General features: G+C 42.7%; 15 protein-coding genes. 11 read left to right on the top strand and 4 right to left on the bottom strand.

Annotated features, from left to right (window positions below; genetic code table 11):
- Positions 1–32: 32 nt before the first annotated feature.
- Entirely contained in the window at positions 33–2780 is a 2748-nt protein-coding gene (locus AC1D7X_RS12835; RefSeq protein ID WP_495475368.1) for an alpha-mannosidase, read from the top strand.
- A gap of 213 nt (positions 2781–2993) precedes the next feature.
- Here the strand turns inward: AC1D7X_RS12835 and AC1D7X_RS12830 are convergent, their stop codons facing one another.
- From AC1D7X_RS12830 to AC1D7X_RS12820, 3 genes are read right to left on the bottom strand one after another with little or no spacing between them, the layout of a single operon-like run.
- Positions 2994–3851, bottom strand: coding sequence for a sugar phosphate isomerase/epimerase family protein (locus tag AC1D7X_RS12830; RefSeq protein ID WP_495457176.1), 858 nt, complete (start codon positions 3849–3851; stop codon positions 2994–2996).
- 33 nt (positions 3852–3884) lie between these two features.
- A complete protein-coding gene (locus tag AC1D7X_RS12825; RefSeq protein ID WP_495457175.1) occupies positions 3885–4769 on the bottom strand; it encodes a sugar phosphate isomerase/epimerase family protein in 885 nt (294 codons plus the stop codon).
- Between the two features lie 21 nt (positions 4770–4790).
- Entirely contained in the window at positions 4791–5849 is a 1059-nt protein-coding gene (locus tag AC1D7X_RS12820; RefSeq protein WP_495457174.1) for a Gfo/Idh/MocA family protein, read from the bottom strand.
- 131 nt (positions 5850–5980) lie between these two features.
- Between AC1D7X_RS12820 and AC1D7X_RS12815 the strand changes: the two genes are divergently transcribed.
- Positions 5981–6841, top strand: a complete 861-nt coding sequence (locus AC1D7X_RS12815) for a helix-turn-helix transcriptional regulator (protein ID WP_495457173.1) — start codon at positions 5981–5983, stop codon at positions 6839–6841.
- A gap of 34 nt (positions 6842–6875) precedes the next feature.
- Positions 6876–8780 (top strand): beta-N-acetylhexosaminidase, encoded by a 1905-nt coding sequence (locus tag AC1D7X_RS12810; protein WP_495475367.1) that lies wholly within the window; start codon positions 6876–6878, stop codon positions 8778–8780.
- Positions 8781–8891: 111 nt separating this feature from the next.
- On the opposite strand, the gene AC1D7X_RS12805 is transcribed toward AC1D7X_RS12810, so the two are convergent.
- The gene (locus tag AC1D7X_RS12805; RefSeq protein WP_495475366.1) at positions 8892–9737 is read right to left on the bottom strand and encodes a polysaccharide deacetylase family protein; all 846 of its coding nucleotides are present in this window, start codon (positions 9735–9737) and stop codon (positions 8892–8894) included.
- 238 nt (positions 9738–9975) lie between these two features.
- On the opposite strand from AC1D7X_RS12805, the gene AC1D7X_RS12800 reads away from it, so the two are divergent.
- The 8 genes from AC1D7X_RS12800 (at position 9976) to AC1D7X_RS12765 (ending at position 16085) form a co-directional block, all read left to right on the top strand.
- Complete coding sequence (locus tag AC1D7X_RS12800) at positions 9976–10677, top strand: dihydroorotate dehydrogenase electron transfer subunit (protein WP_495475365.1); 702 nt, start codon at positions 9976–9978, stop codon at positions 10675–10677.
- On the top strand, positions 10670–11602 hold the full coding sequence (locus AC1D7X_RS12795; protein WP_495475364.1) for a dihydroorotate dehydrogenase: 933 nt from the start codon (positions 10670–10672) through the stop codon (positions 11600–11602). The genes AC1D7X_RS12800 and AC1D7X_RS12795 overlap by 8 nt, the downstream gene beginning before the upstream one ends.
- A gap of 44 nt (positions 11603–11646) precedes the next feature.
- Positions 11647–11988, top strand: coding sequence for a prenylated flavin chaperone LpdD (gene lpdD / locus AC1D7X_RS12790; RefSeq protein WP_495475363.1), 342 nt, complete (start codon positions 11647–11649; stop codon positions 11986–11988).
- Positions 11989–12090: 102 nt separating this feature from the next.
- Positions 12091–12759 carry a PspA/IM30 family protein gene (locus AC1D7X_RS12785; protein ID WP_495457167.1) on the top strand — a complete coding sequence of 223 codons (669 nt, stop codon included), beginning with the start codon at positions 12091–12093 and terminating at the stop codon, positions 12757–12759.
- Positions 12760–12910: 151 nt separating this feature from the next.
- Complete coding sequence (locus AC1D7X_RS12780) at positions 12911–13315, top strand: DUF350 domain-containing protein (RefSeq protein WP_495457166.1); 405 nt, start codon at positions 12911–12913, stop codon at positions 13313–13315.
- 34 nt (positions 13316–13349) lie between these two features.
- Entirely contained in the window at positions 13350–13856 is a 507-nt protein-coding gene (locus AC1D7X_RS12775) for a DUF4178 domain-containing protein (protein ID WP_495457165.1), read from the top strand.
- 39 nt (positions 13857–13895) lie between these two features.
- Positions 13896–14645 carry a DUF4247 domain-containing protein gene (locus AC1D7X_RS12770; RefSeq protein WP_495475450.1) on the top strand — a complete coding sequence of 250 codons (750 nt, stop codon included), beginning with the start codon at positions 13896–13898 and terminating at the stop codon, positions 14643–14645.
- Between the two features lie 177 nt (positions 14646–14822).
- Positions 14823–16085 carry a molybdopterin molybdotransferase MoeA gene (locus AC1D7X_RS12765; protein ID WP_495457164.1) on the top strand — a complete coding sequence of 421 codons (1263 nt, stop codon included), beginning with the start codon at positions 14823–14825 and terminating at the stop codon, positions 16083–16085.
- The last annotated feature ends 86 nt before the right edge of the window (positions 16086–16171 follow it).

The raw sequence follows: 16171 nt of genomic DNA, 5'->3' as shown, positions 1-16171 counted from the left end.
GAGAATGCATTTCATATAAGGAGGTCTTCACTTTGGAAACAACACCAGGTAAATCACGCACTGCACACATCATCTCCCATACCCACTGGGACCGGGAATGGTACCTGCCTTATGAGAAGCACCATGTGCGCCTCGTTCAGCTGGTTGATGCACTACTAGATAAGTTAGATGAAGATAGTGAATATAAGAGTTTTTACCTCGACGGGCAGACCATCATTCTGGAGGATTACCTTCAGGTTCGCCCGGAAAATCAGGAGCGTCTGCAGAAATATATTACGGAAGGTCGCCTGCTCATTGGACCGTGGTATATCCTGCAAGATGCATTCCTGACAAGCGGGGAAGCGAACATACGTAATATGCAAATAGGGCATCAGGACTCGAAAAGATACGGGGAACCATCGAAGATCGGCTATTTTCCAGATACCTTCGGACTCGTAGGTCAGACGCCGCAGTTAATGCAGCAATCTGGGATCACGAATGCCTTTTTTGGACGAGGTGTGAAACCAACGGGATTCAATAATACCGTATCTGATGGAGGTTATGAGTCCTCTTTCTCCGAACTCATTTGGGAAGGGCCAGACGGTTCCAAAGTGCTGGGCATTCTGTTTGCCAACTGGTATTCTAACGGAAATGAAGTACCTGTGGATGAAGCGGAAGCGAAAGTGTTCTGGGAGCGGAAGCTTGCAGACGCAGAAAAATTCGCTTCTACAAGTGAGCTGCTATTCATGAATGGTTGTGATCATCAACCTGTTCAACTGGATTTGCCGGAAGCAATCGAAACGGCAAGGAAGTTGTATCCGGATATGACCTTTATTCATTCGAACTTTCCAGATTATCTTAAGGCAGTAGAGGGAGCAATGGATCGAAGCAACTTATCATCTGTAAAGGGTGAGCTCCGTAGCCAGCGGACAGACGGATGGGGTACCCTAGTAAACACGGCATCAGCACGCGTCTATTTGAAACAAATGAATCAAGAAGGACAGGTGATGCTAGAGAAATTGGCCGAACCACTTGCATCGTTCGCTCACGTATTGGGCAAGGACTATCCACATCATCTGTTTACTTATGCCTGGAAAACGTTGATGCAGAATCACCCACATGACAGTATTTGTGGTTGTAGTGTAGATGAAGTACATCGTGAAATGGTTACCCGCTTTGAGAAAAGCCGCCATGTAACGGAGACTATCGTAGATGATAGTAAGCAAGTGATTGCAACAGCTGTAAATACTTCTGGGTTCGCTGAATATGGTGAGGACGTTCTTCCGTTTGTCGTCATGAACATGACGGGTTGGAAGCGCACGGGTACGGTGAGCATAGTACTTGACGCAGCGCATCTGTATTTGAGAGAAGGTTTCTCTTTGGAAGAAACAGCCCGGCGGATGAAGGAGCTCGATTTGAGCGATCGTGAACTTGTAGACGAACAAGGGAATATTTTGGCATGCACGATGGAGGATTTGGGTCTTCAATTTGGCTACGACTTGCCAGATGATAGATTCCGCCAGCCGTATATGTGTCGTCGAGTACAACTTACATTCCAATCAGCAGAAGTTCCTGCACTCGGCCTTCGCTCATACGCTTGGGTTCGTCGTACAGACGCATTGCCACCAACGGCGGCTAATTCCTTGCTTCAAGGAGACCGGGTAATGGAGAATGAGTCACTTAAGGTAGAGATCCAAGATGACGGTTCATTCACATTGCTCGACAAAAATAATGGCAAGACGTACAGAGATCTTGGTGTGTACGAGAACACGGGCGATATCGGTAACGAGTATATGTACATGCAGCCATTGGCCGAACAGGTGTTGACGACAAAAGGACTTAAGGCGAACATTGCCGTTCTGGAAAATACACCTTACCGAGCTTCTGTTGAAATGAAGCATGATTGGGAAATTCCAGCTTCAGCTGATGAATGGCTTGACGAGGAGCAGCGGGCACTGGTGTACTATCCGGAGCGTAAAGCACAGCGAAGCAGTCGCATGGTCATTCTGAAGCTTCGAACCATAATTAGCATAGAGCGCGATGGTAAGGGCGTACACATTGAAACAACGATAGATAATCCTGCCAAGGACCACCGCGTGCGTGCGTTGTTCCCAACGGATATGAACAATACTGTTCATCATGTAGACTCCATGTTCGAAATTCCTGAGCGGGATATCGAGCCAGCTGCAGAGTGGGCTAATCCGAGTAACACACAACATCAGCAGGCTTTTGTGGATATAAGTGAAGAGAACGCTGGTCTTACAGTCGCTAACTTTGGATTGAACGAATATGAAGTGCTTCGGGATGGTCGTAACACCATTGCGATCACGTTGCTTCGTAGTGTGGGTGAACTCGGAGACTGGGGCTTGTTCCCTACACCGGAAGCGCAATGTCTCGGAGAACATACTGTACGTATGGAGCTTATTCCACACACCGGTAATGCTATGACATCAGGTGCTTATTCAGAGGCGTACCAATTCCAAATTCCTTGGGTCGTGTGTCAAACAGATGTTCATGAAGGGATCATTGCACCGGTATATACGCCGTTTGAATGGGAGAACAAGGAACTTGCATTTTCCTCATTAAAAATGAACGAGGCGACTGGAGATATGCTTCTTCGGTGGTATAACATGAGTCAGGAAAATACAGACCTGAGTTTAAGTTCGGCTCTACCTCTGCAGCACTTCTACAAGACGACGATATTGGAAGGGGAGAGTGAGCCAATCGCTAGCTCTTCGAACGGTTGTGTATCCTTACAAGTGGGTCCTTGTGAAATCATAACAGTGGGTATACGTAGATAGAAGGAGATTGATATTGTATTTGTGTGAAGCGGACGCTCCGAGACCACAGCGATTGGAGAAACGGTCCGTTCGCGGAGCGTCTTTTCAGAACATCTAACTTTCTCCTACAAAAAAACAAATGGGGTGCCCCTAGTCATTTTTGACTTTTGGGACAGCCCCTTTTTGGTATTGAGATTCTGTCATCTATCTGAATAAAATGATGAGTCGGTTATTCTAGACTTCATTCCAGATTCGATTTACGTTATTAAAGGCAATCTGGGTTCCTTTACGGCATTCTTCCATGCCTTCGTATTCAATAGACATGTAATTGTCATAACCGGATTGTTTTACGATCCGTAGAATTTCATATAAATTGAGATCTCCTTGACCGGCGATTGCTCCGCGTAGGAATTCTCCTCCAGCACTCTTGAACCAACCCTCACCTGGGTTGCGGTAAGATGGACGGATGTAGAAGTCTTTAATATGCACCATCGATGCATAATTAATATTGTTCTTCACAGCGGATATTGGATTTTCATCCACACATACGAAGTTACCGACATCAAGGGTCGTCTTGAAATTCGGACGGTCTACAGCATGAATAAGTGACTGTACACGGTCGCTGGCTTGTATGTAATACCCGTGGTTCTCTACACTTGTCGTAATATCATATTGTTTAGCATGATCAGCAATACGCTGGCAAGCATGAGCGATGCGGGCTAAATCTTCATTGAATCGAGCAATGGACGTATCTTGGCGGGAAGCTACATCATGGCGCATTAGTTTGGCTCCAAGACGATGGACACGATCTACTTCGCTGATGACACGTTGAATCTCCGCCTCATAGGCTTCTTCTGTATCCGTGATGAAATTCGCTCCGATAGCATAATTGGAAATAGCGATACCTACTTCTGCCGCTTTCTCTCGAATTTGATCTTCTAATTCGGGATTACTATTGAAGTCAAATCCAATCGGAACGATTTCGATATGCTGAGCGCCAATGTCCGCTACCCATGTAATAACGTCCTGAATACTCATGTCATTTGCAGTCATAGCTTGATACAAACTATAAGAACTAACTCCTAATTTCATGATGAATGCTCCTTAGGTAATATATTGTGGAATTTAACCACGAAATGCTTGGATGAAAGAGACCGCTTTACGTATATCTTCTTCGGGATTACTTCCGACTTCTCGTTCAATGGTTAAATAGCCGTTGTAACCTATTTCCTTAAGGGCTGCGAAGTAGGCATTGAAATCCACTTTACCTTCGCCAAGTGGAACTTCCTCAAAAGCAACACCGGATGTAGCCATTTCAGCAATTTTGGCATGATCCATTGCACCGTAACCAAGATAACCATATACCTCTCTAGGGTCGACAGAGCGTAGACGTTTGCCATCTTTGACATGTGTATGAACAAGGTAATCCTTCAGCGTCTTGACGCCTTCAACGGGATCATCACCCGTGACCATGACCATGTTGGCTGGATCGAAATTGACGGAGACTCCATTCGTATGCAACGTATCTAGAAAACTTTTCAAATGAGCTGCTGGTTCAGGACCCGTCTCAATGGCGTAATAGGCATTCATGCTCTTCGCGTATATACCCAATTCGTCGCATGCACGTTGCATCGAGTCATAAATGCGATCGTTCTTATCGTTGGGTACGATACCGATATGAGTAGTTACGATGGAACTACCGAGTTCTACAGCCAAATCGAGAATACGTTTAGATTTTTCGACTTTGTCTGGGTTTACCTCAGCATCTTGGAATCCATGGCCAGCCAAATCTCCGCAAAGCGCTGAAATTTCGAGCCCAAGATCGTCGATATAACTACGAAGTTCTCTGCGTTTAGCAGCGGTTAACGTAGCAGGGTCCATTTCGCCAGATACGGCATAGATTTGTACGCCATCTGCTCCTACTTTTTTTGCCTTTTTCAGACCTTCCAGAACACCTATACCAAAGCTATCTACAATGACACCGATTTTGTTGTTTAGGGGTAGGCTCATCTCATTCATACCTCCTCCGATTTAGAATTGAATTTCCCGGCCTTCAGCAGCCGATTGATATATGGCATTCAGTATTTTCATTATTTCTACGCCGTCTTCGACGGGACTGTTTGTTTCGATAATCCCTAAGCAACTGTCCACAAAATGATTGATCTCATTCCGGAAACTGACTTGGAAATCAAATGCAGGTTGGGAGATTTGTGGTTCAATATTGATCATTGTATTGTGCTGTTCTGCGACGATCGATAATGTAGGCTCGACTTCGGCACCGCCCTTCGTACCATAGAGATTGACTTGGGCTGAATCTTGTTTGGCATGAAGTGAGAAGCTCACATCTACCATTAGGGAAGCGCCATTCTCAAAACGGATCAGTGCATTTGCCATGTCCTCAACGTCGTTTAATGTTGCGTCATAATCAGCCGCCTGATAGAAATCATAATACTCTATATTGGAGCGGTTGCCGAGTTTGGAGTAAGTATTACCACTAACTGATTTCACTTTTGGTTTGCCCATCAAGTACCAACATAAATCGATCACATGCACGCCGATGTCAATAAGCGGTCCTCCGCCTGAGCGTTCTTTGTCGGAGAACCAGCCACCTGGATTGCCGAGTCGGCGAATCAAGCTAGCTTTAGCGAAGTAGAGGTCACCCAGATCACCAGCATCGATAAACTTTTTCAACACCGCGATATTAGAGGCATGACGACGGACAAATCCAACTTGAAGCATTTTACCTGTCTTACGGACAGCTTCTTCGATTCGAAGAGCTTCGTCTACAGTCTTGCACAGTGGCTTCTCACACAACACATTCTTATCGGCTTCTAGAGCAGCGATACTTATCTCGGAATGGGAATTGTTCCAAGTGCAGATGCTGACGGCTTGGACTTCCGAGTTGGCAAGGAGTTCATGATAATCCGTATATACATGAGGGATATCGTATTTCTCGGCTGCTTTTCTAGCTCTTTCTTCGTTTAGATCGCAGACTGCCCATAGTTTCACTTTCGGGTTGGCTTGATAGGCTAATAAGTGGGATTCGGAGATCGATCCAGCTCCGATAAGACCTATTTTGATAATATCCATTGTTTACGTTTACATCCCTTCCGTTATCTGTACAATATTGTTATAATTAGCTCGTTCTTGTACATAGATATGTTTTATTTGTTCATCTAAGGATAATTTAACACAGTTGTTTAAAAGGGAGAATGGTTGGAATGACAAAATATATGGATTATATGATCAGTAATCATCCGATCCGTGTATTTCATCCTATGGTAGATCTTAGTAAGAAAAGAATTAGGACACTGACGGTTGTAAATGCGGGACATTTACCTGCGAGAACACTTCAACGAATCGACGCCGATTTCAAATATTGGGCTTTCGTGATGATTACGGGCGGAGGAGGTTATTACCAGGTAAACGGAGGCGAGAGACAGCTCGTTGAACAGGGAAGCTGGTTCTGTCTATATCCGGGCGCTGTCTTTAATTACGGTCCGCATATGGATGGGTATTGGGATGAGTATTATTTTACCATGGAAGGAACCAGGGTAGCCGAGTGGCTGGAGAATTGGCTTCTTGATCCTGATCTCGTCAAACAAGCGGATATTGATGAAGCATATATTCATAAGATGGAATTGATGTTCATGCTCATTGATAGTGGTGTTCCAAGCAATCTGGATCGCGCCTCGATGATGATTGAATCCTTCTTGTATGAACTTGTAGCTCAAGGAGATAAAAGTGAAGCTGGTAACCGAGGAAGCCAAGTTGTGAAAGTCATTGATGATATTTCCCGTTCCTTGCACTTATCGCAAGAGCCTGCGGATATGGCGGCTAGGCATCATATTTCAGTGTCGACACTACGCAGAATCATTCATGAGTATACAGGATATCCCTTAAATGAATTTCTTCACAGGCTTAAGATTGCGGAAGCGAAGAACATCTTGCTCAATTCAGAGTTGGCGGTTAAAGAAGTGGGTGAAGCACTTGGTTATAAAGATACATTTTATTTCTCCAGAGTCTTCAAACGTATAACGGGTCTTTCACCGAGGAACTATCGAGGGAGAGGCGGTCAGTAAAACAATTTATAGTCAGACAGGTGGAGGTAGAACAATGAGAGTGTATTTTAAAGGATTGACGACGAGCATGGCTCAAGGTGTCGCCCAGTTAGCAGACATGCTGGGATTACAGATTGACCACGGTGGCATCGGTATTGAGGTGATACAGGAGGATGGTCCTCTGAGGGTTTTATGTAGCGGTGGCCAAGGAGTCATTCATTATCAGAAAAATATTCACTTCTATCGTGCGCTTGGATTATTTATTGAACATGCCACAGCGGGTGATTCCTTTGAGGTAACAGAACAACCTAGATTCGATTTCAATGGGACGATGCTGGATGTATCTCGTAACGGGGTCATGCGTGTGAGTACCATTAAGCAGTTTATCCGTTTTATGGCAGTCATGGGTCTGAACGGATTGATGATGTACACGGAAGATACTTACGAAATCGAAGAACTTCCGTATTTCGGATATATGCGTGGTCGATATACGATGGAGGAACTGCGAGAGTTAGACGATTATGCCGATATGTTTGGTATTGAAATGATTGCTTGTATCCAGACGTTAGGTCACCTGCAACATGCATTGAAATGGGACTATGCTAGACAGATGAAGGATCATCACGACATTCTCCTGCCTGGTGAGGCCAAAACATATGAATTCATAGAGCAAATGATAACGACAGCTGCAAACACATTTCGTTCGAAACGTATTCATATCGGAATGGACGAAGCGTTTCAGGTTGGACTTGGACGTTATTTGAGGGAGAACGGCTTTCGTGATCGCTTTGAGATTATGAACGAACATGTGGGCAAGGTGCTTGCTATTACAACACAGTTGGGACTTCATCCGATGATCTGGAGCGACATGTATTTCAACTTGCTTGCAAACGATTATCAAGGACAATTGTATAACATGAATGCCGATTTCTCTGATGAACATATAGATAAAATCCCAAATGACGTGCAGTTTGTTTATTGGGATTATGGTAAAGGTGACGAAGCAGGTTACGAGAAAATTGTTGACATGCATCTTAAGTTCGGATCACTCCCTATATTTGCAGGCGGGATTCATATGTGGAATTCTATAGCCCCGAATTACGGAAAAACATGGGTAACAAGTCATCCTGCGCTGCGTGCAGCTAAGAACAAAGGGGTGAAAGAAGTATTCTCCACCGCGTGGGGTGATAATGGGAACGAAACAAATCATTATGTCATTCTTGCTGGCTTACAGCTATTTGCAGAACATGGATATGGGGATGAAGTTGATGACGAACGACTCCGTCAGCGTCTAAAAGTCTGCACAGGTCTCGATTTATTTGATCCCCTTATTTCTCTCAAATATATGGATGAGATTCCGGGTGTTGATGAGGGTAATCACTGGATGGCCAATCCATCGAAGTTCTTATTATGGCAGGATTTGATGATGGGATTGTTCGACGGGCATATCGATGAGGAGAGTGAGAAAGTGCTCCCTACATACTATGCTGATCTGGAACAGAAATGGCGCTCTTATAAGGAATCCATGCCATCCCCGTTTAATCGTTTGTTCGAAACTTATGAGAAACTAGCAGGCCTACTTGTATTGAAGTCTACCTTAGGTATACGTATTAAACGGAGCTACGATGCAAGACAGAGGGATGAGCTAATGAACTTTGTGTCTACGGAACTTCCAGAGTTATATCGTCAAGTCGATGCATTGCGCATGGCCCATCGCCGTATGTGGATGATGACATACAAGGCTTTTGGTTGGGAAGTACTCGACATCCGGTATGGCGGCTTAATGGCTCGTATACAGTCTACAGGTGATCGGATATTGGATTATGTGGAAGGACATGTGGAGGAATTAGAGGAGTTGGAAGTACAACGTCTGATTTTTGATCAGAACGGCGTACCTACCGCACCCTTGAATGTGAACGCGTCGTATCAGATGATCGTTACGGCATCAGCAATGAATTAAATGGATCTGAAGCAATGGGCATGATTATCAAAAATAGAAGTGCCCATTACTTCGGTTTGTTGAGAGCCATGAATCATATCGAATGGAAGGGTTGGGATGTTCCTTGTGAATTTATTTCCCCTCAGATATATGTAACAAATCAGGAACAGTAACGAACGTATAACCTCTACTTCGTAATGTCTGGATGACTTCGGGTAGAGCTTGAATGGTACCCGTTAGATCTGACCCAACACCTCCCCCTGCGTGCTGTAGAATGATAGAACCCCGACCTACAGAAGACAGAATGTTATTCTTAACTTTTTCTTTACTAATGCCTTTCCAATCTAAAGAATCCACATTCCAGTTCACGATCTTATAACCATGTTTCTTAGCCCATTTCAGCTGTTCTTCAGTAATATCCCCATAAGGTGGACGTATCAACTTTGGTTTGTACCCAACAATGTATTGTATTCTCCGCTCCGTCGTCAAAATTTGATTCTGAAACTGAGATAAAGGAATCTTTGTGAAAAGAGGGTGGTCATACGAATGATTTCCTATAGCATGACCTTCGCGTTTCATTCGAGACACGAGTCCTGGATGCTTCTCTGCACGATTACCAACGACAAAAAAGGTGGCAGGAACATGATATTTAGAGAGTATATCCAATACAGCTGGTGTAAAACGTGGATCTGGAACATCATCGAATGTTAAGGCTATTTTTTTACTTCTAGGGCCTTTGGTTATGATTGTTTCAGGAAATTTGCGATATAACTCTGATAAAGTGGCCTCTTTATTCTTGTGTTGATTTCGCTTGGTAGAGTTTACTGCTTTCGTTGTGGGTTGAAGCGATTCTGGATCTGAAGCTAAAATGGTTTGGGTTGATATGTGACTTGACGAATCACTCATCTCCGAATGAATTTGGGGGATTCCACTTAATAGTAGAGGTAACATAAGCATAACTGCTATTTTTTTGAACATAACGATGGACTCCCTTCTTTGGAAATTACGATGGACAAGATCTTTGTTGTTATTTCCTTACCGTGCTGAAATTATGCTTAAAAAGAGTTGTCATTTAGGACAATAATGTATTCGTCATGGCGAGTTAGTCTTAATGATGATGGTTTTGTGTTTTATTGTGAAAAAGATCACTTATCTTCATAATCGATCTGAGCTATGTTTGTTAGAATGGATTTGTGGTGATAGGAGGCATATTCCCATGGGGAAAGTAATATCTAACGAACGGGTAGCGGAACAGGTGTATTTATTAAAAGTAGAAGATTGTAACAATGATGTAGTCAGAATGGGTCAGTTCTATATGTTGCGTGCATGGGGGAATTACCCGTTACTCTCGCGTCCTATAAGTATATTTAATAAGGATGATCGTAGTATCGAGTTTCTTATTCAAGTTGTCGGAGAGGGAACAGCACTTCTAGCAGCACTCCGACCAGGAGATTCAATTAGGTTAGAAGGACCATTTGGAAATGGATTTACGGAGACGGAAGGTCGAGTCGCATTGATTGGTGGAGGGATCGGAATAGCACCGCTCTATTATTGTGCACAACAAATTCCACATGCAGATATCTATCTAGGGTTCAGTAAGGAGCCATATTTATTAGATCAATTCAATAAGGTAGCGGGTAAACTTCATATTAATGTTGGGGGATATATTGTGGATGATGTGGATTTCCACCAGTATGATACGATTCTGTCCTGTGGACCCCATGGAATGATGAGAGCTATACAAACCAAACAACAAATAACGGGCAGTTCAGCTCGTGTCTATATTTCTTTAGAGAATCGAATGGCTTGTGGGATTGGGGCATGTTTAGTATGTAGTGTGTCCTGTAAGGATCGTCGTAAAAAAGCATGCACAGATGGCCCTGTGTTTGCTGCAGAGGAGGTTGTGTTTCATGATTGATCTAACGTGCCAAATGGGAGATATTCACTTTAAGAATCCAATTGTAATGGCTTCAGGAACGTTTGGTTTCGGGAGAGAATATGGTCAATTGTACGATATCTCGAAGCTCGGGGGCATTAGCGGTAAAGGATTAACGTTACATCCGAAGGCTGGTAATGATGGTTTACGCGTATTTGAGACACCTTCAGGAATGTTGAATAGTGTAGGTCTTGAGAATCCAGGGATCCCTTATTTCTTAGATAAAGAATGCGCTTATTGGGAGACTCTGGATATGGTACGGATTGTTAATTTAGGTGGAAATAGTATGGATGAATATGTGAAGGGTGCCATCCTTATACAAGAGGATTATGATAGAAGACTAGCATGTGGGCGACAAGCGGTGGATATGATTGAACTGAATATTTCCTGTCCTAATGTAAAAGAGGGTGGAATAGCCTATGGCGTGAAAACAATAGCTGCACGTGAAGTGGTTCGGCAAGTAAGACAAGCTACCTCGCTACCTTTAACGGTTAAATTATCTCCGAATGCTGAGAACCTCGTTGAAATGGCTGTGATGTGTCAAGATGAAGGCGCAGATGCCTTATCACTCATTAATACCGTTTCAGCTATGAAAATAGACGTTCATCGCCGTTCAAGTGTATTTCGGAATGTTTATGCGGGATTGTCAGGTCCAGCCATCAAACCGATTGCCCTACGGATGGTACATCAAGTGGCCCAACAAGTGAATATCCCGATTATGGGAATGGGAGGTATCGTATCCCCAACGGATGTGATTGAATTTATTATGGCTGGTGCCTCAGTAGTGCAAGTTGGAACCTATAACTTTATGAATCTTAGAGCGGGTCAAGATCTAATTGAAGGATTGGAACAATTTATGCGAGATGAGAATATAACTTCTTTGGACGAAATTCGTGGAATAATATAGAATTAGGGATATCGATTCTACTGATGAAGAAAGGCTGAGTCAGAATGCATGAATATAATCCTGAAGACATTGAAGTAAGAGAAGTTCCTGTAGGTCGTGATATGATGCTGCTCGTCACAGGAGGAGCTGCACATATCGGTGCTGTGTCTACAGCATATAAGGATAGTAGTGGTAGGATCGAAGTACAGACGACAGCGTTACCCGGACACAAAGAGCATACAATCAGTGAAGAGTTAGCAATCAAAGCGGCAAGAGCGCTGGATCGAACCGTAACGGTAGCTGCTGGAATCCATTATGATCATATTTCGTTAGAACAAATTAAGACAATCGTCGCCATCGTGAATGAAAGAATGGATGAGTATTTGCAACGTGTAGCTCAATCCTAAGTTTAGTTTAAAATATTTTTTTTAAAATATTGAAACATTATTTTTTTTCGTGCGTAAACCTTATTATAAAATATCAAACCTATTTCTGGGAGGAAATCAATCATGTCAATGTTCAAAAGATTACGGGATTTAACAATGTCAAATATTAATAGCATTATCGATAAAGCGGAAGATCCAATTAAAATGACGGATCAGTACATTCGAGATATGCACGAGGATCTTGAAGATGCAGAGAAAGCGGTAGCTGCACAGATCGCAATTGAAAAGAAATTCAAACAACTATTTGAAGAACAAGAAGCATTAGTAGAGAAACGTGGTCAACAAGCAGCTACAGCTGCACAAGCTCAGAACATTGATCTTGCACGTCGTGCTTTGGAAGAGAAGAAAGCAGCAGAAGTGAAGATGAATGAATACAAAACAAACTATGATCAGAATAAAGCAGCTGCTGACAACTTACGTGGTAAGCTGGATGAAATGCGTAAGCAACTGACTTTGATGAAAAATAAGCGTGAAACGCTAGTTGCTCGTTACAATGCAGCTAAGGCACAGACTGAAATTAATAAAGCAATGACAGGATTCAGTACGGATTCTGCAGCAAATGGTCTTAAACGCATGGAAGATAAAATGATGCAAATGGAAGCACAAGCTGAAGCAAGCAATGAATTAGCTTCAAGTGAGAAATCACTAGATGATGAGTTTGCTAACTTAAGCAAAGACCAAGCGGTAGAAGATGAACTGGCAGCACTTATGAAACAATACGAGAAGAAATAATAAGTGGATCAAATCTAAGGTTTGATTCAGGAAAAGTTTAAATTTTTGCAACAGGCGAAGGAGCCATTCACAAGATCGGCCTCCTTCGCTTTTATATGAATTGAAGTAGGTCTGCTATGTATTATTTAATGCTGAATGGGGTGACTGTATCATGGATTTAGAGTATGTTCTAAGAGTATTGGTCTGGACAGGTGTAGGCTCAATATTACTATTTATTCTGCTTTATGTGGACTCATTATTCACGAAATATAAAGATTTCGAAGAGGTAAAAGCAGGAAATATGGCAGTCACATCACGTATGATCATGAAGCTACTTGCTCAAGGATATATCCTATCTGTATCCATCTCTACCTCTAACGAACTGCTTGAAGCGATTGTAGTATCGATCATCTCGTTTCTCGTTCTGCTCGTGTTGGAGAGCATCGTTCGAATCATGTTACGTGGATGGGCTAAGCTCGATTTAGATCTGGGAACACAACAAGGTAAAGTAGGTTACGGCCTATTCGCAGGGACCCTTCATATTGTTGGGGCATTAATCATTACTGCTTGTTTATAATTAGATAAGAAACATAGGCGAGGAGTCATAGAAAATGAGTGTATGGAAACGAATTGGGAATTTATTTGGTAAAGAAGAGCCTCCAATACGGGAGAAAAGTATGCTAGGACTCGCTCCTGGAGACATTTGTGAAGTATCTCTTGTAACTTATGAAGTCGTGGGTAGAGTACACAATCGGGCTCGAAATGCGGTTGTCCTTACTTTACAAGATGGTCAAGATCTCGCATATCTTCATATTGAAGAAAGAGAAAATTTACAATATGCATTATATACTCCCATTGATGGTAGGTTAGATAATCCTAAAGAAGTGCCAAGTATCATCGATTTGGATGATAGAGCTTTTCATTTAGAAGAAGAATATGATGGAAATGTATTAGTGACAGGAAGATCTCCTTTTATGCAAGGTGGAGACCAGCATGTGTGGCAATATCAATCCGATGATAATTTTCTGCTTCGTATTGAATGGCAGAATGGCCGTTTCATGATGTATGAAGGTGAAAGTGTGATATCAGCAGATGTCAAAGTTATTCGGGCAAGCTAGCTAGGAGTGGATCAAGTGAAGAAACGTTCAGTTCTTTCTATGAAATTATTGATTGTTCTTAGTTTAGTTATTTCGTTATTAAGTGGTTGTGGGTCGGGGGATCTAACGAAGTCGTATCCGCTTGAGTCTGTCAATAAAGAAGGTAATGCAACCTCATATGTATATAAAGCTGTAGGGCAAACGGTACCAGAGGTAGCTACTGATCTTTCAGAACAACGTAAGCCTGATGAGATCTCACCAGTAGACCCGGAGCGAATGTTCCTTGTCTATTCGAATGAATGGTATCATTTGCAACAGGATCCAGATAACAAAGAAGATACGCTTATCGAGGTTGATTCTAAAGAATATGTGCAGAAAAATTATGATTCAAGCTTCTTACAAGGTTATATCGCAGCAAGTATTATAGGCAATCTATTTGATTCCATAGGTAGAGGTGGTACATATCGTGGATACTCAAGTAAGGATGTCTATAAACCACAACAAGGTAGTTACCGCCAAGCAACAGTAGACGACAAGAAAATTGCCCCCCCACTGACTGTGGAGAAAAAAGGGCTGATTACGCGTCGAGGAAAGACCAACTCTTCGAGTAGTACGGGATCCGACGATACGATCTTCAGTCGAGGTGCCAGTGATTCAAACACAAGTAAAGGAACGATTAAGAGAGGGAGCAGCGATAGCGGATCCAGTATCTTTGGTTCTTCGAGCAGTTCCAAAAGTTCCAAGAAGTCCATTAGTAAGCCAAAGACGAAGATTGGTTCAGGTAAGATTAGCAGGCGAAGTCGAAGGTAATGAGAAGATCGAGTATGCTTAAAAATTAGATTATTATATGTAAAGGTAGCGTGCGGAGAATACTTTCTTTCGTAGGTTACCTTTTTTGTTGTGTAACATGCTATGAAGGGTTGCTAATAACCTTGATCATAGTCTATAAATGTACTAGACACTTTTTTTAATAACGGAGGTTACAACATGTCTGAATCCATACATCATGATTCTAAATTTAATCGAAAAGCGTTACAGGTCGATGTTGCTCAATCGATGATAGCCGAGTATATAAGTGCAGGGAATACGGAAAGGATCTCGCTGAACGAAAGTCATGGAAGAACTTTAGCTCAAGAAGTATCTGCACCCCATCCGTATCCACACTTTCGCCGTTCTGTTATGGACGGGTATGCGATATGTTCTGCTGACACCATGGAATGTTCTGATGATCATATCACATGGCTTCAAGTCATTGATGAAATTCCTTGTGGTACCGTATCTGATAAGATGATCACCCCAGGTACAGCTGCACGAATTATGACAGGTGCACAGATTCCAGAAGGTGCGGATGCAGTCGTGATGTTTGAAAAGACAGAGGCTCGTGAGGAACATACTCAATCTTTTATTGGACTAAGACATGTTATCGACAGTGGGGCAAATATAACCCCAATAGGATTAGAGCTGCAAGCGGGAGAATTAATCCTTAGTCCAGGTGTAACTATTACAGCAGGTGAAATATCTGTGTTAGCGACATTTGGTATCCATCAAGTTGATGTATATTGTCGCCCTCGTGTAGCTATTTTCTCAACAGGATCTGAACTTTTATCTGTTGAAGAACCTCTTCAGCCTGGGAAAATACGTAACAGTAATACTCTGATGCTTGCATCTCAGGTTATCGAGGCTGGAGGAGAGCCAATCGTTCTTGACGCTATTATGGATGATCTGTCTTTAGCACGTAAGAAAGTGGAAGAGGCTCTCGCTCACTATGATATGGTCGTTACAAGTGGTGGTGTATCCGTTGGTGATTATGATATTATGGGTGATCTGGTACGTGGCGACGGTGAGGAAATGCTGTACAACAAAATTGCTATGCGTCCTGGGAGCGTGTCGACAGCAGCTGTTAAAGATGGTAAGTTGTTATTTGCATTGTCTGGTAATCCTGGCGCTTGTTTCGTCGGATTTGAATTGTTTGTTAGACCAAGTATTAGAGGGATGTTGGGTGATCAGAGCCCTTATTTAAAAGAGTTGAGTGGCACATTAGGTGCAGATTATTCTATAGTAAACAACTTCACACGTTACGTTCGTGGAAAGATCGACATTAGAGACGGTGTTGTCTACGCTATCCCAACAGGGATAGATGAGTCAGGCGTGATGATCACGATTAAGGACAGCGATTGCTTAATCGTCGTTCCGCCGAGCGATCAAGGGTTAAAACGTGGGGAGAAGATTCACATGTTGATGTTGAAATGATGAAGAAATTCCACATGCAGTAGCCCTTTTATTGTATGGAAGGCTAGTGTGCCTTGTCTCCAACCAACATTGTGTTATAATAAATC

The sequence above is a fragment of the Paenibacillus sp. Y568 genome, assembly GCF_059445545.1.
This window is presented reverse-complemented; position numbering and strand designations above follow the sequence as displayed.